This is a genomic window from Gordonia ajococcus (assembly GCF_012974285.1).
Taxonomy (GTDB): Bacteria; Actinomycetota; Actinomycetes; order Mycobacteriales; family Mycobacteriaceae; genus Gordonia; species Gordonia amicalis.
Genome location: NZ_CP052884.1, coordinates 4325786 through 4351698, shown reverse-complemented (window position 1 = coordinate 4351698; position 25913 = coordinate 4325786). Strand labels below are relative to the sequence as shown.

Annotated in this window: 19 protein-coding genes and 3 pseudogenes; 15 read left to right on the top strand and 7 right to left on the bottom strand. The window is 68.2% G+C overall.

From position 1 onward, the window contains the following. Window positions 1-143: 143 nt before the first annotated feature. On the top strand, window positions 144-1181 hold the full coding sequence (gene fbaA / locus GAA2_RS19635) for a class II fructose-bisphosphate aldolase (protein WP_006360991.1): 1038 nt from the start codon (window positions 144-146) through the stop codon (window positions 1179-1181). A 93-nt stretch (window positions 1182-1274) separates the two neighbouring features. Here the strand turns inward: fbaA and GAA2_RS19630 are convergent, their stop codons facing one another. Further along, window positions 1275-1595, bottom strand: a complete 321-nt coding sequence (locus GAA2_RS19630; RefSeq protein WP_159405257.1) for a hypothetical protein — start codon at window positions 1593-1595, stop codon at window positions 1275-1277. Further along, window positions 1592-3307, bottom strand: a complete 1716-nt coding sequence (locus GAA2_RS19625; RefSeq protein ID WP_316249305.1) for a hypothetical protein — start codon at window positions 3305-3307, stop codon at window positions 1592-1594. The genes GAA2_RS19630 and GAA2_RS19625 overlap by 4 nt, the downstream gene beginning before the upstream one ends. A gap of 424 nt (window positions 3308-3731) precedes the next feature. Between GAA2_RS19625 and GAA2_RS19620 the strand changes: the two genes are divergently transcribed. From GAA2_RS19620 to GAA2_RS19600, 5 genes are all read left to right on the top strand, one after another. Next, window positions 3732-4178, top strand: coding sequence for a DUF3151 domain-containing protein (locus GAA2_RS19620; protein ID WP_005197899.1), 447 nt, complete (start codon window positions 3732-3734; stop codon window positions 4176-4178). Between the two features lie 19 nt (window positions 4179-4197). Then, window positions 4198-5319, top strand: a complete 1122-nt coding sequence (locus GAA2_RS19615) for an FUSC family protein (protein WP_159405255.1) — start codon at window positions 4198-4200, stop codon at window positions 5317-5319. 66 nt (window positions 5320-5385) lie between these two features. Further along, window positions 5386-6300, top strand: coding sequence for a cation diffusion facilitator family transporter (locus tag GAA2_RS19610; RefSeq protein ID WP_159405254.1), 915 nt, complete (start codon window positions 5386-5388; stop codon window positions 6298-6300). 48 nt (window positions 6301-6348) lie between these two features. After that, a complete protein-coding gene (locus GAA2_RS19605; protein WP_159405253.1) occupies window positions 6349-7176 on the top strand; it encodes a polysaccharide deacetylase family protein in 828 nt (275 codons plus the stop codon). Between the two features lie 105 nt (window positions 7177-7281). After that, complete coding sequence (locus GAA2_RS19600; RefSeq protein ID WP_159405252.1) at window positions 7282-8676, top strand: MFS transporter; 1395 nt, start codon at window positions 7282-7284, stop codon at window positions 8674-8676. Between the two features lie 9 nt (window positions 8677-8685). Here the strand turns inward: GAA2_RS19600 and GAA2_RS19595 are convergent, their stop codons facing one another. Continuing rightward, on the bottom strand, window positions 8686-9342 hold the full coding sequence (locus GAA2_RS19595; protein WP_159405251.1) for a hypothetical protein: 657 nt from the start codon (window positions 9340-9342) through the stop codon (window positions 8686-8688). Window positions 9343-9433: 91 nt separating this feature from the next. Between GAA2_RS19595 and GAA2_RS19590 the strand changes: the two genes are divergently transcribed. Next, window positions 9434-10720, top strand: a complete 1287-nt coding sequence (locus GAA2_RS19590) for an adenylosuccinate synthase (protein WP_159405250.1) — start codon at window positions 9434-9436, stop codon at window positions 10718-10720. An 893-nt stretch (window positions 10721-11613) separates the two neighbouring features. Here GAA2_RS19590 and GAA2_RS19585 read toward each other — a convergent pair. Beyond that, window positions 11614-13032, bottom strand: a complete 1419-nt coding sequence (locus GAA2_RS19585; RefSeq protein ID WP_191834524.1) for a carotenoid oxygenase family protein — start codon at window positions 13030-13032, stop codon at window positions 11614-11616. A 145-nt stretch (window positions 13033-13177) separates the two neighbouring features. On the opposite strand from GAA2_RS19585, the gene GAA2_RS19580 reads away from it, so the two are divergent. Next, window positions 13178-14788, top strand: a complete 1611-nt coding sequence (locus GAA2_RS19580) for an adenylate/guanylate cyclase domain-containing protein (RefSeq protein WP_006438097.1) — start codon at window positions 13178-13180, stop codon at window positions 14786-14788. A gap of 4 nt (window positions 14789-14792) precedes the next feature. Here GAA2_RS19580 and GAA2_RS19575 read toward each other — a convergent pair whose 3' ends face one another. Together GAA2_RS19575 and GAA2_RS19570 are read right to left on the bottom strand one after the other, a co-directional pair. Further along, a complete protein-coding gene (locus GAA2_RS19575; protein WP_006438096.1) occupies window positions 14793-15185 on the bottom strand; it encodes a hypothetical protein in 393 nt (130 codons plus the stop codon). Window positions 15186-15276: 91 nt separating this feature from the next. Beyond that, a pseudogene (locus tag GAA2_RS19570) lies at window positions 15277-16868 on the bottom strand (Na+/H+ antiporter). A gap of 44 nt (window positions 16869-16912) precedes the next feature. Here GAA2_RS19570 and GAA2_RS19565 point away from each other — a divergent pair. The 6 genes and pseudogenes from GAA2_RS19565 (at window position 16913) to GAA2_RS22975 (ending at window position 23032) form a co-directional block, all read left to right on the top strand. After that, the gene (locus GAA2_RS19565; protein ID WP_006438093.1) at window positions 16913-17275 is read left to right on the top strand and encodes a UBP-type zinc finger domain-containing protein; all 363 of its coding nucleotides are present in this window, start codon (window positions 16913-16915) and stop codon (window positions 17273-17275) included. Window positions 17276-17350: 75 nt separating this feature from the next. Next, a complete protein-coding gene (purT, locus tag GAA2_RS19560; protein ID WP_096274657.1) occupies window positions 17351-19015 on the top strand; it encodes a formate-dependent phosphoribosylglycinamide formyltransferase in 1665 nt (554 codons plus the stop codon). 15 nt (window positions 19016-19030) lie between these two features. Next, window positions 19031-19510 (top strand): DUF456 domain-containing protein, encoded by a 480-nt coding sequence (locus GAA2_RS19555; RefSeq protein WP_006437797.1) that lies wholly within the window; start codon window positions 19031-19033, stop codon window positions 19508-19510. A gap of 123 nt (window positions 19511-19633) precedes the next feature. Next, a pseudogene (locus tag GAA2_RS19550) lies at window positions 19634-20748 on the top strand (ferredoxin reductase). An 8-nt stretch (window positions 20749-20756) separates the two neighbouring features. Next, window positions 20757-22019, top strand: coding sequence for a fatty acid desaturase family protein (locus GAA2_RS19545; RefSeq protein WP_006437795.1), 1263 nt, complete (start codon window positions 20757-20759; stop codon window positions 22017-22019). A 131-nt stretch (window positions 22020-22150) separates the two neighbouring features. Then, the gene (locus GAA2_RS22975; protein WP_081598265.1) at window positions 22151-23032 is read left to right on the top strand and encodes an LLM class flavin-dependent oxidoreductase; all 882 of its coding nucleotides are present in this window, start codon (window positions 22151-22153) and stop codon (window positions 23030-23032) included. 356 nt (window positions 23033-23388) lie between these two features. Here GAA2_RS22975 and GAA2_RS19540 read toward each other — a convergent pair. Continuing rightward, a pseudogene (locus GAA2_RS19540) lies at window positions 23389-24513 on the bottom strand (MFS transporter); the annotation flags it as partial. A 282-nt stretch (window positions 24514-24795) separates the two neighbouring features. Here GAA2_RS19540 and GAA2_RS19535 point away from each other — a divergent pair. Further along, complete coding sequence (locus GAA2_RS19535) at window positions 24796-25836, top strand: Lrp/AsnC family transcriptional regulator (RefSeq protein ID WP_006437792.1); 1041 nt, start codon at window positions 24796-24798, stop codon at window positions 25834-25836. The last annotated feature ends 77 nt before the right edge of the window (window positions 25837-25913 follow it).

Sequence of the window (25913 nt, the reverse complement as noted above, 5' to 3'; positions counted from 1 at the left end):
GAATCCGGGCGCACCCGCAACTGTGGCACCTGCCATACTGAGGGAAGTCCGGCCGCGGGAAGTCCGGCTGCTCGCCACGGAGAACAACCGACGGCGAGAGAACCCGAACACCAGAGCACATCAACACCCTGGAGGATTCGTCGATGCCCATTGCAACCCCGGAGCAGTACGCCGAGATGTTCGACAAGGCGAAGAAGGGTGGTTACGCATTCCCCGCGATCAACTGCACCTCGTCGTCGACCATCAACGCCGCGATCAAGGGCTTCGCCGACGCCGGCAGTGACGGCATCATCCAGTTCTCGACCGGCGGTGCCGAGTTCGGTTCGGGCCAGGGCGTCAAGGACATGGTGACCGGCGCCGTCGCACTGGCCGAGTTCGCGCACGTCGTCGCCGCCAAGTACGACGTCCTCATCGGCCTGCACACCGACCACTGCCCCAAGGACAAGCTGGACACCTATGTGCGCCCGCTGCTCCAGATCTCGCAGGAGCGCGTCGACGCCGGCCGCAACCCGCTGTTCCAGTCGCACATGTGGGACGGCAGCGCCGTGCCGCTCGACGAGAACCTCGAGATCGCCAAGGAACTCCTCGCCAAGGCGGGCGCCGCCAACATCATCCTGGAGATCGAGATCGGCGTGGTCGGCGGTGAAGAGGACGGCGTCGAGAACGAGATCAACGACAAGCTGTTCACCACCCCCGAGGACTTCGAGAAGACCATCGAGGCCCTCGGTGCCAGCGACTCGGGCAACCGCTACCTGCTCGCCGCGACCTTCGGCAACGTTCACGGCGTCTACAAGCCGGGCAACGTCAAGCTGCGTCCCGACGTGCTGAACACCGGGCAGGAGGTCGCCGCCAAGAAGCTGGGTCTGGCCGACGGCGCGAAGCCCTTCGACTTCGTCTTCCACGGCGGCTCGGGCTCGCTGAAGAGCGAGATCGACGAGGCGCTGAGCTACGGCGTGGTGAAGATGAACGTCGACACCGACACCCAGTACGCCTACACCCGTCCCGTTGCCGGCCACATGTTCGGCAACTACGACGGCGTCCTCAAGGTCGACGGCGACGTGGGCAACAAGAAGGTCTACGACCCGCGCAGCTGGTCCAAGAAGGCCGAGGCGAGCATGAGCGAGCGCGTCGTCGAGGCCTGCAACGACCTCAAGTCGAACGGCAAGTCGCTGACTGCCTGATCGTCTGACACACGATTCTGCCCGCACCCGGAAGGGTGCGGGCAGAACTGTTCTCCGGGGTCGAGGGGAGAGGTGAGGCGGCCGCAACCGGCGTCAGGAGGTCAGCAACCCGACCATCACCGCAACCGCCAGTGCGATCATCACGAGCGCGGCGACGACGACCGCCGGATCGGTGCGCGAACCTGACCCGGTGCGGGAACGCGCATCGGTGTCCCCGAGATGTGCCGGCCGGATACGCCGCGACGGGCCGCCCGAAACCGGCGGCGGCGTGGGTCGTCGAGGAGTGAAGTAGGCCGGGACGTCCGAGGACTGCTCCCCGGACTCCGGCCGGCCTTCCTGCCGGTCCGATCGCGGGGCGTGGGGCGGCGGAGGGGATGTGGTCGACGGGGGACCCCACCCCTGACCGCCGGTCACGTGGGGTTACACACCTTCCAGGCATCACCGTCGCGCTGCAGGTTCAGCGTCACGGTCTCGGGTGTCTCCGGCGAGCTCGTGTGCACCGCGACGACCTCGACCACTGCCAGGTCGCCGCCCTCGACGACCCGGACGGCGTTGATCGCCTGCGTCTGGACGAGCTCGTTGCGGGCCTTCTGCGCGTCGTAGGTCTTCTGGTAGGCGGCGTCGTCGAAGTCCGTGTAGAAGGCGTGCAGCTCGCCACACGTCACCGACCGCAGGGTCTCGAGATCGCCCTCGTACAGCGCGGTTGTGTAGTCCAGCGCCACCTCGGCGGCCTCGTCGGCCGGCGGGGTCGCCGTCATGTTCTGGTAGGCGAAGATGCCGCCGATGGCCGCCACGATCACCACGAGGAGCGCGACGACGGCGATCAGCGGACCCTTGCCGCGTTTCTTGGTGGTCTTCGACGGCTTGCTGCCGGGGATGACCTGAGGCTGGTGGGTCGTGGTCGTCCACTCGCCGGTCGACGACGGGGCGACCGCGGGCTCCGGGACGGTGTCGGTGCGCTCATCCGTCGCCGGCGACTTCGTGCCCGCAGCGGTCGCACCGGCAGCCGCGGCCCCGGCGGCCGCCGCCGGGATGACCTTCGTGGCGGCGTCCGAGTCGGACTCGTCTTCGGGCACGTCCTCCGACGCGGCGCTCGACTCATCAGAGTCTTCGGCAGTCGGCGGCAGCACGATCGCCTCGGTGGGTGCCTCGCCGGACGGCGCCTCTTCGTCGGTCGCGGTGTCCTCGGCTCCGGTGTCCTCGGTTCCGGTGGCCTCGACCTCGACGGGCTCGTCCGACGCGGCCTCGTCCTGGACCTCCGTCTCGGTGGGTTCGGCGGTCTCGGTGAGCTCCGCGGTCTCGGCGGCAGCGTCTCCGGCGGGCTCGGTGGCGGCCTCGTCGGATTCGGTGTTCTCGTCTTCGGTTGCCGCAGTGGAGGTTTCGGCTTCCCCGTCAGCGGCTGCGTCCACCGCTTCGGGTTCGCCGGTCTCGTCCTCGACGGAGGTGTCCTCGTCGGACTCGTCGGTGCTCGACACGGCAGCACCGGCGGCTGCTGAGCCCGCTGCGACGGCGGCGACGGTGGCGCCAGACTCGTCGGCGTCCTCCGCTTCCCGGGTCTCCGATGCACCGGACTCAGCCGACTTCTCTGTGCCCGGCTTCTCTTGGTCAGACTCCTCTGCGCCCGACACCTCTGCGCCCGGCACGGCGGACTCGTCGTCGTCCGCTGTGGTGGCCTCCGCCTCCGCCGCAGACGCGCTCGCCGGGTTTTCGACGGCTTCGGCTTCGGTTTCGGTCTCGGGCGCCGCAGTCGCGTCGATGTCGTCGAGATCCTCGAGTTCGCTCGGGTCGGGAAGGTCCTCGCGGCGGATCACGGTGGTCTTCGAATCGCTCGGACCCAGACGGGCGGGCTTGCTCGTCGGCGCGGCCGGGGTCTCTTCACCGCTCGTGCCCGCATCATCGGCTCCGAGCGGATCGATCGTGTCCAGATCCTCGAGATCCTCGGGTGACGGGAGATTGTCCCGACTGATCACCTGGGTGGCGCCGTCGATCCCGCGTCCGCCCTTCGGCTTCGGTGCCTTCGCAGGGCGGGGCGCGTCAGTAGCGTCGGTGCCGGTGGCCGCCGCCCCGTCGGCCTTGTTTCCGTCGGCCTGGTTCTCGGCGGTGTCGTTCTGGGTGGGATCGTCCACGGTTGGCTCGTGGCCCTCTCTGCTGGTGCTCCGGTTCCCGGCGTCCTCGCCGGTCGGAACATTATCCGGGGTGGTGTCTGCGATGTCCGTGTGAGACCCGGAATCCTGGCCGGACTCCCTCTTCGGCCCGGGAGGACTCAACGGGTCGGTGCCCGGTGTGTGGCCGGTCCGCCGCGCGCGACGTTCGTCCCGGACCTGGCGCAGCGTCGAGAGTGCCTTGGTGACAGCAGTTCTCGGCCCCTCTGATCGAGCCATCGACTGATCACCCCGCATTCTTGCCCATCGCATGGTTTCGGTCCGGCCGCCGAGTGACTCGGTGACAGGACCGATTGCGTCATTCACCCTAGCGAATCGCCGGCCGGTCGAGCACTAGGGCGTTCGGTCGATACGGTCGCCTCCGCGGTCACGATGCTTGAATGGGTACATGACGTCATTCGGAGATCTCCTCGGCCCGCAACCGGTTCTGCTCACCGGCGACGACGACGCCGAGTCGGACCTGCTCAACGGGGCTGTCCCCGCCGAGGTCGCGGCCGCCCATCCCACGGCCTCCATTGCGTGGGCATACCTCGCCGAGGCGGCGCTCGAGACCTCGACGGCTGCCGGTGAGGCGGGTGACACCGGCGCGGTGATCGCGGCCTACGCCTACGCCCGGACCGGCTACCACCGCGGCCTCGACCAGCTGCGCCGTCACGGATGGAAGGGCTTCGGTCCCGTCCCGTGGAGCCACGAACCCAACCGCGGCTTCCTGCGGTGCGTCGGCGCGCTCGCGCGCGCCGCCGAATTGATCGGCGAGGAGGACGAGCATCTGCGTTGCCTCGACCTCCTCAACGACAGCGACCCCCGGGCGGCCGCCGAGCTCGGCCTGGTCTGAGCGACCCGCGACCCGTCGAATGCCGGCAGCCGCGAGCGGTTCGTATCCGCGCCGGGTCTACGACTCCCTGCCCGGGACCGTCAGACGACGCCTTCGGCGTCTGAAGATATCTCTCGTCCCGATCGTCCAGTGCGCGCTGGCCGCCGGGGTGGCGTGGTGGATCGCCATCCACGTCTTCGCACATCCGGACCCGTTCTTCGCACCCATCGCGGCTGTCATCTCGCTGGGACTCGGTCTCGGACGCCGATGGCGTCGATCGGTCGAACTCGTCGGCGGTGTGGCGATCGGCATCCTCGTCGGCGACCTCTTCATCGGGGTGGTCGGTGAGGGCGCCTGGCAGATCATGGTCGTCGTCGTCCTGGCCATGTCGCTGGCTGTCGTGCTCGACGACGGTCTGCTGATCCCCATGCAGGCGGCGTCGTCGGCCGTCCTGGTCGCGACCCTGCTGCCGCCCGGCGGTGTCGCCGGGTTCCACCGCGCGATCGACGCGCTGATCGGCGGGGTTGTCGGGATAGTGGTGGCTGCGTTGTTCCCGGTCAACCCGGCCAATCGGGCGCGGGAGGACGCAGCGGGCGTCTTGCTCACCATCCGAAACGCGGCGCGGTCGGTCGCCGCGGGTCTGCGCGACGGGGATGCGGAGACGATAGCCGCGGCGCTCGAGGCCGCACGCGGGACGCAGACGGCCATCAACAACATGCGCACCGACATGACCGGCGGCCGGGAGGTCACCCGGATCTCGCCGCTGTACTGGGGTTCGCGTGACCGTCTCGACCGGCTCGTGAGAACCGCGGACCCGATCGACAACGCGGTCCGCAACTTCCGGATCATCGCCCGTCGGTCCCTGGCCGTCACCCAGCGCGGTGAGCGGGTCCAGCCGGCGATCATCGAGATCATCGAGGACGTGGGCGGAGCGTTCGAGGTTCTCCGGGAGATGATGCTGGCCGACCCCGGTGAGGACCCCGACCCCGTGGAGGCCGCGCGCGTCATCCGCTCGATCGTGCGCAAGGCGCCCACCGACCTGGCCGTGAACAGCCATCTCTCGGAAGCCGCGCTGCTCGCAGAGGTCCGCTCGTTGCTCGTCGACCTGCTGATGATCGCGGGGTTGCGCCGGTCGTCGGCTCTGGCGACCCTGCGGAGCTGAGGCCGCCCGCCGGGCACGGTGGGCTGTTGCCACATATGCGAACTTGTGCATATATTGACCGCCATCATGGGTCATTCACATTCGCATTCCCACACCCCCGGGACCGGTGCCGCGGGGGAGCGGCGGCTGTGGCCGATGGTGCTGGCGGTGGCTCTCATCGGCGGGTTCTTCGTGGTGGAACTCGTCACCGGCATCGTGGTGAACTCCCTCGCCCTGATCGCCGACGCCGGGCACATGCTCACCGACGTGGTCGCGCTGATCATGGGGCTGATCGCGTTGCTCCTGGGCCGGCACGGCCGTACCACGGACACCCGCAGCTTCGGGTGGCATCGCGCCGAGGTGTTCACGGCCGTCGCCAACGCGGTCCTGCTCATCGGGGTCGCGGCCTTCGTCCTGTTCGAGGCCATCGAGCGCATCGGCAACGATCCTCAGGTTCCCGGCCTCACGCTGATCGTCGTGGCACTGCTGGGTCTGGCGGTGAACCTCGTCGTCATGCTCCTGCTCCGCGCAGATGCGCAGGAGTCCATTGCCGTCCGCGGCGCCTACCTCGAGGTCCTGGCCGATGCGGTCGGCAGCGTCGGGGTCCTGATCGCCGGCATCGTCGCGCTGACCACCGGGTGGGGTTACGCCGACATCGTGGTCGCGGTCCTCATCGCCCTGTGGGTGGTGCCGCGGGCACTCCGGCTCGCCATCGACGCGCTGCGCATCCTCAATCAGCAGGCGCCCGCGCACGTCGACGTGGAGGCGCTGCGTGCCGACCTCGCCGGTATCCCCATCGTCGATGACGTCCACGACCTGCATGTCTGGACCCTGACCACCGGGATGGACGTGGCCACGGTGCATCTCGGCAGCAGCCGCCCGAACGCCGAGGTGCTCCCGGCGGCGCAGGCCGTCCTGGCCCGTCACGGACTCGAACACGCCACCGTTCAGGTGGACCCGAACGACGATCAGCGACGATGTCGTGACGAGATGACGTGGTGAGCCCGCGTCGCTGAACCCACAATGTCGGTTATGCCTTAAATTCCCGGCATGGAACGACGCGACTTCCTCGCGGTCCTCGCGGCCGGCACGGTGGGGGCCCTGAGCGCGAGCACCGTGACGGGGTGCGCCTCGCCGGTCCCGGCCGCCGAGATCACCCCGTCCGGCACTCCGCTTACGCTGCCCACCTCGCCGGCCGGCCCGCCCACGCCGGCCTTGTCCCGTGCCAGACTGCTCCCGCCGGCCGTGGGAACCCGTCGCCCGCTGCCCGCCGAGCCGATCACGCGACTGCCGGGCAAGGGCAGGCACATCGCCCTCACGGTCGACGACGGCGCCAGCTCCGAGGTCATCGGGGCCTACGTGGAGTTCGCCCGTGACACCGGTGCGCGGTTCACGTTCTTCGTGACCGGATCGTTCGACGGGTGGACCGATCACCGCGCCGAGCTGGCCCCGCTCGTCGAATCCGGGCAGATCCAGCTCGGCAACCACACCTGGACCCATCCCGCTCTCACCGAACTCTCGGCCAAGGGGATCGCCGACGAACTCGGACGGACGAAGCGGTTCCTGAAGAAGAACTTCGGCGTCGACGGCACGCCGTACTACCGACCACCCTTCGGCTACCGCAACGCGGCGGTCGACGCGGTGGCCGCCGACCTCGGCTACACCATGCCGACGCTCTGGTACGGCTCTCTCTCGGACTCCGGCCTGATCACCGAGAGGTACCTCGTGCAGTGCGCACGCAAGTACTTCCGGCCGCAGACCGTCGTGATCGGCCACGCGAACCACGACCCCGTCACCAAGGTCTATCCCGAGCTGGTCGAGATCATCCGCCGCCGGAAGCTGCGCATGGTGACGCTCGACGACTATTTCGCGTCCTGACCGCCACGACAGCGGACCCCGCCGATGCAAGCCGGGCGGGGACTTGCGCTCACGCTGATTCGTAGTCGTCGACACCAGGCGCCTCGCCGCTACCGTGAGCCGGTCATGGCCTCATCTCTGCGGACTTCCGCCTCCCCCACGGTTCACGAGACCGACGCCGAGCGCCGCAAGCGACTCCGTACGGTCGTGGCCGCGAGTCTCCTCGGCACGACGGTCGAGTGGTACGACTTCTTCCTCTACGCGACCGCCGCGAGTCTGGTGTTCAACACGCTGTTCTTCCCCGACCAGAGTTCTTTCGTCGGGACGCTGCTGTCGTTCGCGACATTCGCGGTCGGATTCGTCGTGCGACCGATCGGCGGAGTGATCTTCGGGCACATCGGCGACCGGATCGGACGCAAACGCACCCTCGCGATCACGATGGTCATGATGGGCGTCGCCACCGCGCTGATGGGTGTGCTGCCCACGGCCGCGTCGGTCGGCGTGATCGCCCCGATCCTGCTGTTGCTGCTGCGCATCGTGCAGGGTTTCGCGCTGGGCGGGGAGTGGGCCGGCGCCGTCCTGCTGTCGGTGGAGCACAGCCCGAACGGCAGAAGAGGTCTCTTCGGCAGCATCCCGCAGATCGGGCTCGCCCTCGGTCTCGCGCTGGGCACGGGCGTGTTCGCACTGCTCCAGGTGGCGCTCGACGACGACGCGTTCCTGACCTACGGCTGGCGAATCGCCTTCCTCGTGAGCATCGTGCTCGTCGTCATCGGATTCGTGGTGAGGCTGAAGGTCGACGAGACCCCGGCGTTCGCCGAGGTGGCCGAACTCGCCCAGAAGTCGACGGCACCGATCCGCGAGGTCGTGCTCCCGCCGAACACCCGCAACACCGTGCTCGGACTGCTCGCCCGCTGGGGTGAGGGGTCGGCATTCAACACCTGGGGCGTGTTCGCGATCGCGTACGCGACGAGCGAACTCGACATGGAGAAGGTTCCGGTCCTGGTGGCCGTGACCATCGCCTCGCTGGTGATGGCCGTGCTGCTCCCGGTGTCCGGGCTCCTCACCGACCGGTACGGCGCCAAACCGGTCTACCTCGCCGGTATGACCGCCTACGGGCTGTCCGTCTATCCCGTGTTCGCGCTCTTCGGCACCGAGAACCTCGTCTGGTTCACCGTCGCCCTGGTGATCGTGTTCGGCCTGGTCCACGCTCTCTTCTACGGTGCCCAGGGCACGTTGTTCGCGAGTCTGTACCCGACGCAGGTCCGCTACACGGGTCTGTCGGTGGTCTACCAGTTCTCCGGTATCTACGCCTCCGGGCTGACCCCGCTGATCCTGACCGCACTCATCGGTGCGGCCTCCGGGTCGCCGTGGGCGGCCGCCGGCTACCTGGTGCTGACCGCGGTGATCAGCGTCGTGGCCTCCTCGTTGATCCGTCGCGAGGACCTGCACCTGACCACCGGGAAGGACGCCGTCGCCGAGTCCGCCGGAGATCCCACGCAGACGCCGGTCCCGGTCGGCTGAGCCGGCCCGTCAGGGGCGTACGAGCAGCAGATCGGTGACGTGGCGGTAGAACGTCGACCGCTTCAGTACGCGCTCGTTCACGACGCCCTCGCGTTCCACCACGATGTTGGTGCCGCCCGTCTGCACCGCCCGGCCGGCGACCCACCGTCCCGGCAGCAGCCAACGCTCGACCTGGGCGCGCAGACCGGGAGCCTCGAGGGTGGGTTCGATGAGGACCGAACGCACCTCGCCGTCGAAGAGTCGTTCGCTGTCGACGTAGGACTCGCCGTGCAGTTTGGCGCCCTCGGCGCCGAGATGACGGGCACTGCCGAAGATGACCGTCGCGGCGTCGTCGCGGATGAGCGGCACCGGGCTCGCGGTGCCGTTCTCAGCCAGCTGACGGGCGGCCGGCCCGTGTGGGAGGCGGTACCGGCGCGTCGCCGGGGTGCCTTCTGCCGAGACGTATGCGACTTCCACGTCGAGACGTTCGGTGGCCATGAGGGCGGCCACGACCTGCCCGAGGAAGGTGTCGTTCTCCTCGGCGACGGTGGGTGCGAACCGTTCGGCGACACGGGGTTCGACGATGAGGCGGGTGACGGCCGCATCGGACAGGGCGTCGGTCACGGCGGCACGGATCGTCTTCTTGTCGTCGGCGCGACCGGCTTGGGTGATCAGGGCGAAAGGCACGCGGATAGGGTATCGGGGGCTTCGACACAGTAGTGTTGGTGAGGTTTGTTCTGATCAGTTCAAGCGCGCCACACGAAGGAGTACCTGAATCATGGCCGCGATCGTGCTTATCGGCGCCCAGTGGGGCGACGAGGGCAAAGGGAAGGCCACCGACCTGCTCGGCGGCCAGATCAACTGGGTTGTCCGGTATCAGGGCGGCAACAATGCCGGCCACACCGTCGTACTCCCGTCAGGTGAGACCTTCGCCCTGCACCTCATCCCGTCGGGCATCCTGACCCCCGGCGTGCAGAACGTGATCGGCAACGGCGTCGTCGTCGACCCGGGTGTGTTGCTCACCGAGCTGGGCGGACTCGAGGACCGCGATGTCGACACCTCCGGCCTCCTGATCTCGGCCGACGCGCACCTGTTGATGCCGTATCACGTGGCCATCGACAAGGTCACCGAGCGCTTCCTCGGCAACAAGAAGATCGGCACCACCGGCCGCGGCATCGGTCCCTGCTATCAGGACAAGATCGCCCGCGTGGGTGTCCGGGTCGCCGACGTCCTCGACGAGAAGATCCTCGCCCAGAAGGTCGAGGCCGCGCTCGAACTGAAGAACCAGATCCTGGTCAAGATCTACAACCGCAAGGCTCTCGATCCGGCGCAGGTCGTCGACGAGGTGCTCGGTCAGGCCGAAGGATTCAAGCACCGGATCGCCGACACCCGGCTGCTGCTCAACCAGGCGCTCGAACGCGACGAGACGGTGCTCCTCGAAGGATCGCAGGGCACGCTGCTCGACGTCGATCACGGCACCTATCCGTATGTGACCTCGTCGAATCCGACTGCGGGCGGCGCTGCTGTCGGTGCGGGTATCGGCCCCAACAAGATCACCACCGTCCTGGGCATCCTGAAGGCGTACACCACGCGCGTCGGCTCGGGCCCGTTCCCGACCGAACTCTTCGACGAGCACGGTGCCTACCTGGCCAAGACCGGTGGCGAGGTGGGCGTGACCACCGGCCGCGCCCGACGCTGCGGCTGGTTCGATGCGGTGATCGCGCGATATGCGACCCGAGTCAACGGCATCACCGACTACTTCCTCACCAAGCTCGATGTGCTGTCGAGCCTCGACACCGTGCCGATCTGTGTGGCCTACGAGGTCGACGGCGAGCGCATCGAGGACATGCCGATGACCCAGACCGGGTTCCACCACGCCAAACCCATCTACGAAGAGATGCCCGGCTGGTGGGAGGACATCTCCCAGTGCAAGACCTTCGAGGATCTGCCCAAGAACGCGCAGAACTACATCCTGCGACTCGAAGAGCTGTCCGGTGCGCACGTGTCGTGCATCGGTGTCGGACCGGGCCGCGACCAGACGATCGTTCGTCGCGCCATCGTCTGACCTTCGATACGCCCCTCCGCAAGCTCCGGGGCTACTCGGGGCTCCGATGTCAAGCGGTGGTCGGGGTTGCTGGCTGAGCCGCCGCGTCGAAATCTCGCGCCATGCTGGTTGGGTCGGTGGGTGGGTGTGGCAACCGGGTTTCGACGCGACGCCTCGCGTTGCTCGGTGTCGGCTCAACCGGCGTGGGCTTCTGCTGGTTGAGCCGGTAGCGAGCGGAGCGAGCCACCGTGTCGAAACCTTGTGTCGTGCTGGTTGGTTCGGTGGGTGGGTGTGGCAACCGGGTTTCGACGCGACGCCTCGCGTTGCTCGGTGTCGGCTCAACTCGCGTGGGCTTCTGCTGGTTGAGCCGGTAGCGAGCGGGGCGAGCCACCGTGTCGAAACCTCGTGTCGTGCTGGTTGGGTCGGTGGGTGGGTGTGGCAACCGGGTTTCGACGCGACGCCTCGCGTTGCTCGGTGTCGGCTCAACCGGCGTGGGCTTCTGCTGGTTGAGCCGGTAGCGAGCGGAGCGAGCCACCGTGTCGGAACCTCGTGTCGTGCTGGTTGGGTCGGTGGGTGGGTGTGGCAACCGGGTTTCGACGCGACGCCTCGCGTTGCTCGGTGTCGGCTCAACCGGCGTGGGCTTCTGCTGGTTGAGCCGGTAGCGAGCGGAGCGAGCCACCGTGTCGAAACCTCGTGTCGTGCTGGTTGGGTCGGTGGGTGGGTGTGGCAACCGGGTTTCGACGCGACGCCTCGCGTTGCTCGGTGTCGGCTCAACTCGCGTGGGCTTCTGCTGGTTGAGCCGGTAGCGAGCGGAGCGAGCCACCGTGTCGAAACCTCGTGTCGTGCTGGTTGGGTCGGTGGGTGGGTGTGGCAATCGGGTTTCGACGCGACGCCTCGCGTTGCTCGGTGTCGGCTCAACCGGCGTGGGGCGAAGGATCTGCCAGCCACGCCCCGTGAAGTCCCGAGGGAACGCGGAGCGGTAAGTCCACAGTCGCGATCGGGCCGTCCTCGGGTGCGTCCACGGTGAGCAGGTAGAACCGAGACGTCATATCGGTGGGGTCCGTGCCGATCGCACCCCAGTAGTCGCGTTCGGCACCCGGGATGTAGATCGGTTCGCCGATCGCGGCACCCGGCGTCCAGACCTTCTCGGTCCCGGCGACGAGGTCGTGGAACCACAGGCTGTCGAGGTCGCCGCTGTCCCTCGGTCCCTTGGCGACGCTGGCGATGCGGTGATGCTCCCGCGTCAGCATCCGGTCGTCCACGCGGGGGAACTCCATGTCCGGCTCGGTGCTGTTCAGGACGGTCTTGGTGATCCCGGCATCGGGTCGGATGACCGCGCGCGTCAGCGACGACGACGCTCGTGTCGGCTGGTCGGCGAAGCCGCCCGGATAGGTCCATTCCACATAGTCGACGGTCACCGATCCATCGGGATTGTCGAAGGCATTGGCGAAATGCCAGACCCAGAACGGGTCGGCGTCGACCCAGCGCACCGCGGTGCCGTCCCGCGGGATCAACGCGATGCGCGTGCCCCGCTGCGGTTGCCAGGACAACAACGATCCGCCGCTCATCACGGATTCGATGTCGAAGACGAGCGGGCACACGAACAAGACGATGTACCGGCTGGTCAACGCCATGTCGTGGATCATGATCGGCGCATCGAGGCCGTCGACCGGCGTCGGCTCGCGGGTTGCCCGCCCGTCCGGACCGACCACCGTCCAGGTCAGGTAGGGCGCCTCGAGGACGTAGTTGAACAACACCAGTTCACCGGTGGACGGATCGATCTTGGGGTGAGCGGTGCTGCCGACGAACATCGCGCCGTCGCAGTCGGTACGGGCCAGGGTGGCGAGATCCGCGGGTGCGAGCTGATACGGCCGGTCCGCCTCGGCCATCGCCAGCAACCGCCCACCGTGCCGCACGATGTTGATGTCGGGGAGTTCGCGCACGGTCCCGGCCAGCTTGTCCCCGACCTCGGCTGCCGACGGGGTGTAGCCGTCGGTGATACCCGACCAGATGGCATGTCCCGCAGCCTCTTCCGCCAGCACCATCGGGGTGCGGACGAACCGGTTGCGGTACGACGCCCGGCCGCCGTCGAAGCCGATGCGGTGCACCATCGCGTCGCCGTCGATCGGGTAGACGTACGAGCCGATCGGGTCGAAGCGCAGGTTTGGTCCGTTGCGCAGGTAGCTGCCCCGCAGGTCGGCGGGGATCTCACCGCTGACCGGCAGGTCGGTGGCGTCCACCTCGTCGCGCTGTGGGGCGAACACGCCGGTCAGGAACGGGTTGCGGGACATGTCGACCGGCGCGGGCCGGGTCGGGACATCGGATGCGGTCATGGCGCTGCTTTCGGCGAGCCGAGGGAGACGATGATGCGTCCAGGTTAGGGTGTTCACCCAGGTCGTGGCGCCCAGTTCCCCTGCTCGTCCCGAATCCGAGGGCCGCACACGGGCGATGACGGCGGTCGTCGTGATTAGCTTGGGCATGCTTGCGAGACGGGGGAGCCGCGACTACGGGTCGATCCTGCTCGGCTCTGCCGACGAGAGCGGTTTCGCGCAGCGGGTCCGGATCCAGACGTTGCTGACCACCTCGATCGTCGTGGCGAACCTGGTCGGCGCGATCGTTGCGGCCGCGCTCGCCGCGGTCGGCATCCCGGAACCGACCGTCTTCACCGCCGAACTGTGGTGGGTCAACTTCATCGTGGTCCCGGTGTACATCCTCGCCGCGTTCGTGATCGGCATCGGATGGGGAACGGTTCTCGGCGTTCATGTTCTGCGGTGGGTCATCCGCGACGAGGTTCCGACCAAACGAGACGCGCGCCGGACGATGCGACTGCCGTGGCGGCTGTCGCTCGTGCAGGGTCTCCTCTGGTCGGGTGCCGCGGTGATGCTGACGATCATGTACGGCATCGTCGATCCGCAGCTGATCCCCAAGACACTGTTCGTCGTCGGACTGAGCGGTGTCGTCGTGGTGGCGATCTCCTACCTGTTCATCGACTTCACCCTGCGTCCCGTTGTGGCCGACCTGATCTCGGCCGGATTCCATCGCCGGAAGCAAACGGGCGTGAAGTCCCGTGCGGTGGTGTCGTGGATGGTCGGCTCGGCGATCCCGATCATCGGCATCCTGCTGGTCGTGGCGTTCGGGGTCGCACGCGACGAGACGTCCAAACTCGATCTCTTCGTCGGGGTGACGGTCCTGGGACTCACCGCTCTGTTCACCGGTCTGCTGCTGACCCTGTTGTCGTCGATGAGCATCACCGGGCCGATCCGCAGCGTACGGGCGGGGATGAACCGCGTTCGCGCGGGCGATCTGGACAACGCGGACCTCGTGGTCTACGACGGCACCGAACTCGGTGACCTCCAGGTGGGCTTCAACTCGATGGTCACGGGTCTGCGGGAACGGGAGCGAATGCGCGACCTGTTCGGCCGGCACGTGGGCCACGAGGTCGCCGAGGCGGCGTTGTCGTCGGACCCCGAACTCGGCGGCACGGAGCGCGTGGCCGCCGCGCTGTTCGTCGACGTGATCGGGTCGACGACCCTTGCGGCGCAACGCCGTCCGACCGAGGTCGTGGAGATCCTCAACAAGTTCTTCGCGGTCATCGTCCGGGCTGTCGAGGACAAGCACGGCCTGGTCAACAAGTTCGAGGGGGACGCGGTCCTCGCGATCTTCGGCGCGCCCATCGAACTCGACGACCCGGCCGGTGCGGCGCTGGCGGCTGCGCGACGCATCGTCGCCGACCTCGCGGTCGAGGTCCCGGAACTGTCCGCGGGTGTGGGCGTGAGTTACGGGTCGGTCGTCGCCGGAAACGTCGGTGCCATCGAACGTTTCGAGTACACGGTGATCGGCGACCCGGTGAACGAGAGTGCCCGGCTGTCCGAACTCGCCAAGCGGGATCCGGCGAGTCCGCTCGCTGCGGGCCGTGCGGTCGACGCCGCGGACCCGGCGGAGGCCCGGCACTGGCGGCGACAGGAGACCCTGTCACTGCGTGGCCGGACCGCCGAGACGATCGTGTACGCGGCCGCCGTCGGGGAGGAGACGACGACCGCGCACACGACGCCGGGGGAGAAGGCGCCGGGGGAGACGGCGGCCGGGTGAGAACTCAGATGGCGTCTTCGGAACTGATCAGGATGCCGTCGGGCCCGACGATGCTGAGGCCGAGCCCCTCGAACACGGAGTACTTGTACCCGTTGTTGTAGGCGACGAAGTAGTGACGGCCGCTGCCGTTCTCCTGCTCGTGAACCTCCGCCACCGGAATGCACAGGGTGTTACCGGTGCTGCGTGCCACGCCCCGGTACTCGAGGCTGCCGTCGCCCCACTCGCAGATGGTTGCGGCCGACTTCGCGGTGACGACCGAGGTGACGGTGTGCTGGCCGGCGTCGCACGACGGCGCGATCGGGGCCGCGGCGGCCGACGAGGTGCCGGTGACCAGAGCGCCGGCGGCCAGGACGAAGGACGCGCCGGCGGTGGCCAGGCGGATGTGGGTGGTCTTCATGAGAACCGAAGTTAGAGCAGAACTGTCGTCTGCAACATGGGCAGAACTCCCCGCCATCGGTCGGATGGATGACCCTTCGATACGCCCGGGGTCACGCGTCGCGGTCGTCCTGTCCCTCGGCGAAATCCACGCGGCGGAGCGCGACCCGGAGGACCCCGTCGTCGATGCGTCCGGCGTTGCGTTCCTCGATGAAAACCTTGCGCTGCAGGTGCAGGAGTTCAGTGCGTATCCGGGAGCCAGCAGCGGTGGGGCTCTCGCCGATCGCCTCCGGGCCACGGCCGAGTTCCTCCCATGCCACGTTGCGCTGCGAGGTGATCCACTTGTGCATCAGGACCACCTGCATGCGTCGGGGGTCGTCGTCGGCCAGACCGGCCGCGATCTCCTCGAGTCGCTGCTCGGCCTCGCGCGCGGCACGGTCCTGAGCGGCGGCGTATGCGAGACGGTCCTGTGCGCGTTCGTCGCCGGTGACGCCGAGCGCCCGCGCCACCCAGGGCAGCGTGGTGCCCTGGATCAGGAGCGTGCCGACCACGACGACGAACGTCAGGAGCAGGATCTCGGCACGTGCCGGGAACGGCTCGTCGGCCTCGGTCATCAGCGGGATACCGAACGCGGCGGCGAGCGAGACGACCCCGCGCATACCGGCCCACGACACGATGAACACCGAGGACGGGGTGGGAACGGTTCGCGTTCGCGGATACGGCGGACGAACAGGCGCGGCAGGTACGCGGCCGGATAGATCCAGATGAACCGGATCAGGATCGTGGCGGTGAGGACCGCTGCGGCGTCGATGCCCACCTGGACCCAGGACTCGCCTTCGACGCCCTCGATGATGAACGGCATCTGCAGACCGATGAGGAAGAAGACGAAGGCCTCCAGGATGACGTCGATCGACTTGCGGACCGCCTCGTCCTGCAAGCGGGTCGCGTAGCCGACGCGCACCGAGCGCTGACCGAGGAACAACCCTGCCGTGACCACGCCGATGACGCCGGAACAGTGCAGTTGCTCGGCGACGAAGTACGTGGCGAACGGGACCAGTATCCCGAGCGCGGTCTCCATCGGCGGATCGGTCAGCCAGATACGCACCCACGACACCGCGATGCCGACGACGAGGCCGACCACGAGACCGCCGAGCGCCGCGACGGCGAACGTCAGAAGACCCTCACCCAGCGAGGTCGTGACACCTATCGCGGCGGCCAGCGCGATTCGGAACGCGGTGAGGGCCGTGGCGTCGTTGAGCAGACTCTCGCCGCCGAGGAGCGTCATGACGCGGCGGGGCAGGCCGAGGCGCCGGCCGATCGCCTGCGCGGACACCGCATCCGGCGGGGCGACGACGGCGCCGAGGACGAGCGCCGCGGAGAGCGGGAGGTTGGGCACGGTGAGGTGGGCGACGACCCCGACCACGAAGGTCGTGGCCAGCGGCAGACCGACCGCCAGCATCCCGATCGCACGCCAGTTGGCGCGGATCGCCTGATAGGAGCTCTCCTGCGCGGCCGAGTAGAGCAGGGGCGGCAGGATCAGGAAGAGCACGAGTTCCGGGTCGAGCTCGGGTGCCGGCATGTTCGGAATCCAGCCGGCCGCCAGGCCGAGGGTCACCAGGACCAGGGGCGAGGACAGCCCGTAGCGACGGCACAGTGCAGCAACCGCCACCGCGACGACCGCGACGAGCAGAAGCGATGCACTCATCCGAGCGACTGTAATCGCCGGATGCGCCGTTGATAATGGTGAACATGCAGATCTTTCGCCGGTCCTCGACCCGCGGCGGCCAGCGGTCGGGTCCGGCATCCGCCGCCGACGACTCGTCGAACCCGTCGGCGCGCTGCCCCGAGCTCGCCGCGGTCGCGGACGGGTCGATCCCGGTGCCGGAGCCTGCTACGGGTGAAAAGCTCTGCTGCGAGGGTTGTGTGGCGATCGGCGAGGATCACTGGGCGCATCTGCGAATGTGCCTGCGGTGCGGGTACATCGGCTGCTGCGACTCCAGTCCGCGGCGGCATGCGACCGCACACTTCCACGAGACCGCCCATCCGGTCATGCGGTCCGCCGAACCCGGCGAGAGCTGGCGGTGGTGTTACGTGCACGAGGTCATCGGCTGAGAGCCGGACCACGACACCGCCCTGACCGGGTGTCACCGTGGAAGAAGATGTACTGACGACAAGTAGGATTTGGGAATGACGTCGAACAGCGAGAGCGCGACCAGCGCGGATCAGCCGGCGCCGACGATCGGTCCGCCGGACGTTATCGGCACGCCGCTGAGTCCGACGGCGACCAAGGTGATGGTGCTCGGTGCGGGCGAACTCGGCAAAGAGGTCGTGATCGCGTTCCAGCGTCTCGGCGTCGAGGTCGTTGCCGTGGACCGGTACGCCAACGCGCCCGGCCAGCAGGTCGCCCATCATGCCGAGGTCATCGACATGACCGACCCGGACGCGCTGCTCGCCGTCATCGACAAGCACCGGCCCGCCTACGTGGTGCCGGAGATCGAGGCCATCGCCACCGCGGCGCTCGTCGACGTCGCCGAACGTGGCATCGCCGAGGTCATCCCGACCGCGAGTGCCGTGGTCGCGACGATGAACCGCGAAGGCATCCGCCGCCTCGCCGACGAGGAGCTGGGCCTGCCGACGTCGCCGTATCTCTTCGCCGACACCCTCGAGGAACTGACGGTCGCCGCCCGGCAGATCGGATTCCCGTGCGTCGTGAAGCCGGTGATGTCCTCCTCCGGCAAGGGACAGTCGGTGCTGCGCGGACCCGACGACGTGGCGTCGGCGTGGGAGACCGCGAACACCGCCGGCCGCGTGCAGGGCAGCCGGGTCATCGTCGAGGGATTCATCGAATTCGACTATGAGATCACACTTCTCACAGTTCGTGCCATCGATCCCCGGACCGGCGTTCTCACCTCGCACTTCTGCGCGCCGATCGGTCATCGCCAGATCAACGGCGACTACGTGGAGAGCTGGCAGCCGCATGAGATGAGTGCGGACGCGCACGCCTCGGCGACATCGATCGCGGCGCGCATCGCCACCGCTCTGGGCGACGGAAAGCTCGCCGGCCGTGGCGTTTTCGGAGTCGAGCTGTTCGTCAAGGGGGACGACGTCTACTTCTCCGAGGTCAGTCCACGTCCACACGACACCGGCCTGGTCACCATGGCGACCCAGCGGTTGTCGGAGTTCGAGATGCACGCCCGCGCGATCCTCGGCCTGCCCGTCGACGTCACGCTGGCGTCGCCCGGCGCTTCGGCGGTCATCTACGGGCAACTCGACGAGCCCGCCATCGGATTCGAGAACGTCGCGGCGGCACTCGCGGTGCCCGAGACCGACATCCGCCTGTTCGGCAAGCCCGAGAGCTTCCATCGCCGGCGTATGGGTGTGGTCACGGCGACCGCCGACGACGTCCCGGCCGCCCGTGAGCGCGCCGTGCGTGCGGCGTCGCTCGTCTCGCCGGTTCCCGGTCGGGCCGCCGTCCGGAAGGCGACGGTCCTGCCGCCGCCTCCGCCCGCGCCGCCTCGTCGTCCGGGACCCCCGCCCGGGCACTCAGGACCTCCGCCGGGACACTCGGCACCGCCGCCGGGAGCCGCGGGACCTCCGCCCGGGCCGATCGGTCCGCCGCCCGGCCGCCCCGTCCCGCCCGGCCGTCCCGTTCCGCCACCCGGACCGCGTCCGGCGCCTCGTCCCCTCGGCGGTCCCGGTGGCCAGCGTCCGATCGCTCCCCCCGGGGCGCCCCGTCCGGCCGGTCCGCCGCGCTCGGCATCCCCGGGTCAGTCCCCGGTCATGACGTCCCTGGTGAAGACCGGGGATTCCGCCGACGGGGCGGCCCCCGGGTCGTCCGTCGCCGGCGAGTGACCGGGCGACGGACAGGTGCCGCTCTGGGGTGAGCTGCTCGTTGCGGCTGTCATCGTCGTCGGTCTGATCGGGATCGTCGTCCCGATTCTGCCGGGAACGCTGCTGATCGTGTGCGCGCTGTTCGTCTGGGCGCTCGTCGTCGGCGGCTGGGCCTGGTCCGTGTTCGCCGCGGCGATCCTGGTGATCGCGGTCGGCGAGGTCATCAAGTATCTCGTCGCGGGAAAGTCGTTGCGCACCGACGGAATCCCGAACCGGACCGTCGTCATCGGCGGACTCGTCGGGATCGTCGGATTCTTCGTCGTGCCGGTGATCGGGCTGTTGCTCGGATTCGTGGTGGGCGCGATCGTCTCCGAACTCGTGCGGACCCGAGGCCTCGAGCAGGCCTGGCGCGGTGCGCTCGCGGCTCTCAAGGCGGCGGCCAAGACGATCGGTATCGAACTCCTCTTCGCGCTCGTCGCAACCAGCATCTGGACCGGCGGCGCCTTCGTCTGGTGAGGGCGCCTTCTCCGCGTGACCTCTACATACGATCGCCGGCACTCTCGCGTGTGTACATTCGCGCTCGGATGGGTATGTACGCCGATGGCACGATGCCACGTGAGTCCGAGGGGAGGAGTGCGCGTGGGCCTACTCAAATGGAGCAAGCGCCCGGCGGCAGGAGTCGAGGCGCGCGCACCCGGGGTGAATGTTCTTCGCGGACTGGTCGCTCGGGCGACCACTCCGCTGCTCCCCGATGATTACCTTCATCTGATCAACCCGCTGTGGAGTGCGCGTGAGCTGCGCGGCAAGGTCCTCGACGTCACCAAGGAGACCGACGACACCGCGACGGTGACGATCCGCACGGGCTGGGGATTCCCCGAGAACTACAAGCCGGGCCAGTACGTCGGGATCGGCCTGCAGATCGACGGCAGGTGGCACTGGCGCTCGTACTCACTGACCTCGATCGGGTCGTCCGAGCAGGACAAGACCATCGCGGTCACGGTGAAGGCGAACCCCGACGGTTTCCTGTCCTCCCACCTGGTCGACGGGGTGAGTCCCGGGACCATCATCCGGCTGCAATCCCCACAGGGCGATTTTCACCTACCGGAGCCGGTGCCGGGCAAGATCCTCTTCGTCACCGCGGGCAGCGGGATCACCCCGGTCATCGCGATGCTGCGCCAGCTGAGTCGCACGGGCAGACGCCGGACATCGTCCACATACACTCCGCCCCCACTCGCGACGACGTGATCTTCCTCGACGAGATGGAGCAGCTCGCCGACGAGGCCGACAAGTATGAACTCAACCTCCAATTGACAAGGGAGATGGGTAAATTCGACGTCTCACGGATGGACGAGTGGGCGCCGGACTGGCGTGAGCGGGAATGCTGGGCCTGCGGCCCGGTGGCGCTGCTCGACGCCATGGAGGCGCACTACGAGGACGGCGGCCTGCGCGAACGGTTGCACATCGAACGGTTCACCATTGCCCGCACCGATCACGGCGGCGAGGGCGGTACCGTCCGGTTCGCGATCTCCGACAAGGAGGTCGAGGTCGACGGCGCCACCACACTTCTCGAGGCAGGCGAGGATCTCGGCATCCAGATGCCCTTCGGGTGCCGGATGGGGATCTGCCAGACCTGCGTCGTCCCGCTGGCGGGTGGGTACGTGCGCGACCTGCGCACCGCCGAAGAACGTCGCGAAGGAGAACGAATCCAGACCTGCATCAGTGCAGTGTCCGGTGAATGCACCCTCGATCTGTAGGAGGCTTCATGGCCATCACCGACATCGACCAGTACGCCCACCTCACCGACAGTGACATCGAAACCCTCGGTGCCGAACTCGACGCGATCAGGCGAGACATCGAGGACTCCCGCGGTGAACGCGACGCGCGCTACATACGGCGCGCCATCACCCTCCAGCGCGGTCTCGCGGCCGGCGGGAGACTCGCACTGATGTTCAGCAACAGGAAGATCGCCTGGGCCGCGGGCACCGCCATGCTCTCGCTGGCCAAGATCATCGAGAACATGGAACTCGGGCACAACGTGATGCACGGGCAGTGGGACTGGATGAACGATCCGGAGGTCCACTCGTCGTCGTGGGAGTGGGACACCACCTGCCCGAGCGCGCAGTGGAAGCACTCCCACAACTTCGTCCACCACAAGTACACGAACGTTGTCGGGATGGATGACGATGTGGGCTACGGAATCCTGCGCGTCACCCGTGATCAGCCGTGGGAGTGGTGGAACCTGGGCAACCCGATCTACAACCTGACCCTCGGCACATTCTTCGAATACGGTGTGGCGCTGCATCATCTGGAAACGGAGAAGCTCCGCAACGGTGAGAAGACCTACCGTCAGGCCGCGAAGGACCTGCGGGTGATCGGCACGAAGGTCGGCAAGCAGGCCGCCAAGGACTACCTGATCTACCCGGCCCTGGCGGGACCCAACTGGAAGACGACGATCACCGCGAACTTCACCGCCAACATCATCCGCAACTACTGGGCGTACATGGTCATCTTCTGCGGCCACTTCCCGGACGGGGCGGAGAAGTTCACCGTCGAGGAGTTCGAGAACGAGGACCAGCCGCGCTGGTACCTGCGACAGATGCTGGGGTCGGCGAACTTCAAGGCCGGTCCGCTGATGCGGTTCATGAGCGGCAATCTCAGTCATCAGATCGAGCACCATCTCTTCCCGGACCTGCCGAGCAGTCGGTACGAGGAGATCGGGGTGCGGGTGCGGGAACTGTGCGACAAGTACGACCTGCCCTACACGACGGGTTCGCTCCTGGGCCAGTACGCACAATCGTTCCGGACGATCGCCAAACTGGCACTGCCGAATTCGCTTCTGAAGGCGACCGCCGACGACGCGCCGGAGACCGCCTCGGAGCTTCGGTTCGCGATCCGCGAGGGTTTGAGCGACCACTTCGGTGTCGATCCGGCGACGGGAAAGCGTCGCGGTCTCCGAACGGCGTTGCGGGAGTTGCGGAACTCGCCGGTGCGGTCGGCGAACGTGGGTCGGGCCGCAACGGCATAGTGTTCGAACGGAAACCGTTGCGCCACCTCGGATATCGCGCATCGTAGCGGACCGCACGACGATACGCGACATCTGCGAAAGCGTCTCCGGGTGCACGGAGTCCATGCCAGAATGGCGCCGTGCGCATCGGGATGACGATGCCCGTGATGGAGCCGGACCTCGACGCAGGCACGCTTCATTCGTGGGCCACCACCACCGACGACGGCCCGTTCAGCTCCCTGTGCTGGGGTGAACGCATCGCGTTCGACAACCCCGAGTGCCTGACGTTCCTGGGCGCGGCAGCCGCCTGGACCCGGCGGGTCCCGCTGGTGATGACCGTCGTCGTGCCGCAGCTCCACGACCCGGTGATGCTGGCGAAGTCGCTGGCCACCGGCGACCTGCTGTCGGAGGGGCGGCTGACGGTGGCACTCGGGGTCGGTGGCCGGCATGAGGACTACCGGGCCGTCGGCGCGGACCCGTCCACCCAGACCATGCGGCAACTCGCCGACCGAGCCGCGACCATGAAGCGGGTGTGGGCCCGCGAGAAGCTCACCGAATCGGTGCTGCCGGTCGGTCCGCCGCCCCATCGCACGGGCGGCCCGACGCTGCATGTCGGCACCACCGGACCCAAGACGATCCGCAGCGCCGTCGACTGGGCCGACGGCATCGCCGGGGTCACCCTCGACCTCGACACGGAGAAACAGAACGCACTCTTCGACGTCGCCCGCTCCGCGTGGGCCGAGGCCGGAAAACCGGCGCCGCATCTCGCGACGTCGTTCTGGTTCGCGATCGGCGACGGTGACGGTCCGCGTGCACAGGTGACACGCCATCTGCACCACTACATGAACTGGATTCCGTCGGAGTTCGTCGACGCCATCGCTCCCACGACGGGCTGGGCAGGTACCGAGGCCGAGCTCGCGGACGTCCTGCGGCGGTTCGCCGACATCGGAACCGACGAGGTGCAACTCATCCCGACGAGTTCGGACCTCGACCAGCTCCGGCGCGCCGCGGATGTGGTCGCGGCGTTCGCCTGACTAGTGGTCGGCGTCCCGGCCGGGGCGCAGCGAGAGGACCACAGCAGGGCGGCTGCGGCCGAGAGAAGGCCCGAGAAGATCAGGCACAGGTGCATGCCGTCGAGGAACGCGTCGCCGAGGGCGTTCATGACCGTGGGCGTGTCGGCGCCGAGGTCGAGACCGGCGACCGCGCCGAGACCCTCGCCGTCCACGGCGGCGACGACGCTGTCGCGCATCTCGTCGCCGATGCCGGCGTCGGTGAGCTTGCCCGGGAGCGAGTCGACGGCACCCGCCGTCAGCAACGCGCCGAGAACGGCCGGTCCGAGTGCGCCACCCACCTGCCGGAAGGCATTGTTTCCGGCCGCCGCCATACCCGCGAGCCGATAGGGCACCGCGGAGACCGCGGTCGCGGTCATCGGGGCAATCACCAGGCCCATGCCCAGGCCGAGCACGATCAGGCGCCAGCCGATCGAGACGAACGTGGTGTCGGCTTCGATGGTGAGCAGCTCGAACTGCGCGACCGCGACCATGGCCAGGCCGCCGCCGATCATGACGCGTGCCTGGACCCGGTGCATCATCTTGCCCGCGAGCGCACCCACGACCATGGAGGCGCCGTTCATCAGCGCGAGTCGCCAGCCGGCCTCGATGGTGCCGAGTTGCTGGACCATGCCGAAGTACATGCTGAGCACGAAGATGAAGCCGATCAGAGCCAGGAAGCTGATCATCGCGATCAGGGTGGTGACGGTGAAGGCGCGGCTGCGAAAGAGCGCGAGGTCGAGCATCGGGCTGTCCGAGCGGAGTTCGACGGCGACAAAGGCTGCACCCGCGACGACGGCGATCACCAGGGCGATGATCACACGGGCATCGGCGAGCCCGTTGACGCCGGCCTCGATCACGCCGAAGACCAGTGCGGTGACCGCGACGGCGGCCGTCACCTGACCGGCCCAGTCGAGGCGTCGGGTGTGCGGGGCGCGGGATTCCGGCAGGACGGCGAGTGCCACCGCGAACGCGGCGACGGCAAACGGGATGGGCAGCACGTAGATCCAGCGCCAGCCCATGCCCTCGGCCACCGGGCCCGCGATCAGCGGGCCGACGGTCAGCGCCAGCATCAGCGACGACGCCCAGATGCCGATGAACTTGCCGCGTTCACGGAAGTCGGGCACGGCGTGGCTGATGAGCGCGAGGGTCGTCGGCAACAGTGCGGCGGCACCCGTGCCGGCCAGAGCCTGACCGGCCCACACGAGCTGGATCGACTGCGCCGACAGTGCGACGACGGCGCCCAGTGCGGACAGTGCGAGACCGGTGAGATAGACCTTGCGGCGGCCGTGGACGTCGCCGAACACTCCTGCCGTGAGGATGAACGCCGCCATCGGCAGAACGAAGGCGTCCTGGACCCAGGACAACTGCGCGGTCGAGGCGCCGAGCGCGTTCCCGATCGCCGGCAGGCTGACGGCGACGCTCGTGATCGGAAGGTAGGCCACGAAGACGCCGATGCAGGCCATCACGACGGTGGCGGTCCGGCGCTCCGGCGGAGCGGGCAGGGCGGTGGAGGTGGACGTGGTGGTCACGCACTCTCGCTTTCGATCTCGGGTGGGACTGGGCGGCGCCCGGTGGCCGGACGTGACCACAGGTCGTCGTCTCGGGAGGACAAGGCGATGGTTGCCGCGCGAAGAAGCGCAGACATCCATCATTGTCCGGCGGCTCGGCAGGGAAACCGCAACCAGCGCGGCGTACACGGAACATTGCGTCAACCAGACCGGTTCGACGAGTAGTATTCCTCCATCATGGACGACGTCGACGGCACTATCCTCCGTGCCCTCCAGGTGTATCCGCGGGCGTCGTTCCGCCAACTCGGCGAGGTCGCGGGCATCTCGGAACAGACCGCGGCGAGGTGCTACCAGGCGCTGCGTCGTGCCGGGGTGATGCGGGTCGTGGGGATCGTGCGGCCGGCGGTGCGTGGCCATTCCGAATGGGTGGCGCGGGTGCGGTGCCGGCCGGACCGCATGGAACCGCTCGCCGCGTCGCTCGCGCGTCGTCGTGACGTCGGCTTCGCCTACGTGGTCTCCGGAGGCGCCGAGATCATCTGCATCATCCGCTCACCGATCGGTGCGGGCGGCGACGACGTGCTGCTCAATGCACTCCCGACGCGGGCCTCGGTCATCGACGTCCGTATCGACCTCGTCCTGCACGCCTTCGACGTCGGACTCCCCGCGTCGAGATGGACCGGCTTCGGCGGTGAGCTCTCGGAGTCCGCCCGGACACTGTTGATCTCGAGCGCTACCGCGAGCCCTCTCCCCGGCGACGACGAGGCCGGGACCGGCGGTGAGGACGTACCGGACGAACCCCGCGAGAATGTACGCCTCGGCGACGACGACGCACCCCTCGTCGACGCGCTGACCCAGGACGGCCGACTTCCACATCGCGAGCTGGCACGCATCTGTGGCTGGACGGTCGGGCGCGTCCGGCGCCGTCTGCGCACGCTCGAACGCAGCGGCGCGTTGCACTACGACGTCGAGATCCTGCCCGAGCGTCTCGGTTTCGGTCTGAGCGCGACGCTGTGGCTCACCGTGACGCCGTCGGCGATCGACGAGGTGGGTGCAGCGCTCGCCGCGCACGACGAGGTGGCGTTCGCCGCGGCGATCAGCGGCGAACACAACCTCATGGTCGCGGTGATCTGCCGGGACACCGACGACTTCTATCGATACCTACGCACCAGGGTCGCGTCCGTGGCCGGAATTCTGGGCTACTCGGTGAGCATCCGCGTCCGGCGCCTGAAGCAGAATGCGTCACTCGTGGTGCAGGGACGCCTGATTCAGCCCGTGTGACCCCGAATCGCCGGTGGACGACACGAACCTGCCGTTCGGAAGCGCCGGTCGAAGCCGGCGTGCGCGGTAACTTGCAC

Bases quoted from the DNA above. Each gene is read 5' to 3' on its own strand.
- fbaA (WP_006360991.1), top strand. From the start codon at position 144: ATGCCCATTGCAACCCCGGAGCAGTACGCCGAGATGTTCGACAAGGCG.
- GAA2_RS22975 (WP_081598265.1), top strand. From the start codon at position 22,151: ATGACGATGCCCGTGATGGAGCCGGACCTCGACGCAGGCACGCTTCAT.
- GAA2_RS19545 (WP_006437795.1), top strand. From the start codon at position 20,757: ATGGCCATCACCGACATCGACCAGTACGCCCACCTCACCGACAGTGAC.
- GAA2_RS19590 (WP_159405250.1), top strand. From the start codon at position 9,434: ATGGCCGCGATCGTGCTTATCGGCGCCCAGTGGGGCGACGAGGGCAAA.
- GAA2_RS19610 (WP_159405254.1), top strand. From the start codon at position 5,386: ATGGGTCATTCACATTCGCATTCCCACACCCCCGGGACCGGTGCCGCG.
- GAA2_RS19600 (WP_159405252.1), top strand. From the start codon at position 7,282: ATGGCCTCATCTCTGCGGACTTCCGCCTCCCCCACGGTTCACGAGACC.
- GAA2_RS19580 (WP_006438097.1), top strand. From the start codon at position 13,178: ATGCTTGCGAGACGGGGGAGCCGCGACTACGGGTCGATCCTGCTCGGC.
- purT (WP_096274657.1), top strand. From the start codon at position 17,351: ATGACGTCGAACAGCGAGAGCGCGACCAGCGCGGATCAGCCGGCGCCG.
- GAA2_RS19535 (WP_006437792.1), top strand. From the start codon at position 24,796: ATGGACGACGTCGACGGCACTATCCTCCGTGCCCTCCAGGTGTATCCG.
- GAA2_RS19565 (WP_006438093.1), top strand. From the start codon at position 16,913: ATGCAGATCTTTCGCCGGTCCTCGACCCGCGGCGGCCAGCGGTCGGGT.
- GAA2_RS19620 (WP_005197899.1), top strand. From the start codon at position 3,732: ATGACGTCATTCGGAGATCTCCTCGGCCCGCAACCGGTTCTGCTCACC.
- GAA2_RS19575 (WP_006438096.1), bottom strand. From the start codon at position 15,185: ATGAAGACCACCCACATCCGCCTGGCCACCGCCGGCGCGTCCTTCGTC.
- GAA2_RS19615 (WP_159405255.1), top strand. From the start codon at position 4,198: ATGCCGGCAGCCGCGAGCGGTTCGTATCCGCGCCGGGTCTACGACTCC.
- GAA2_RS19585 (WP_191834524.1), bottom strand. From the start codon at position 13,032: ATGACCGCATCCGATGTCCCGACCCGGCCCGCGCCGGTCGACATGTCC.
- GAA2_RS19605 (WP_159405253.1), top strand. From the start codon at position 6,349: ATGGAACGACGCGACTTCCTCGCGGTCCTCGCGGCCGGCACGGTGGGG.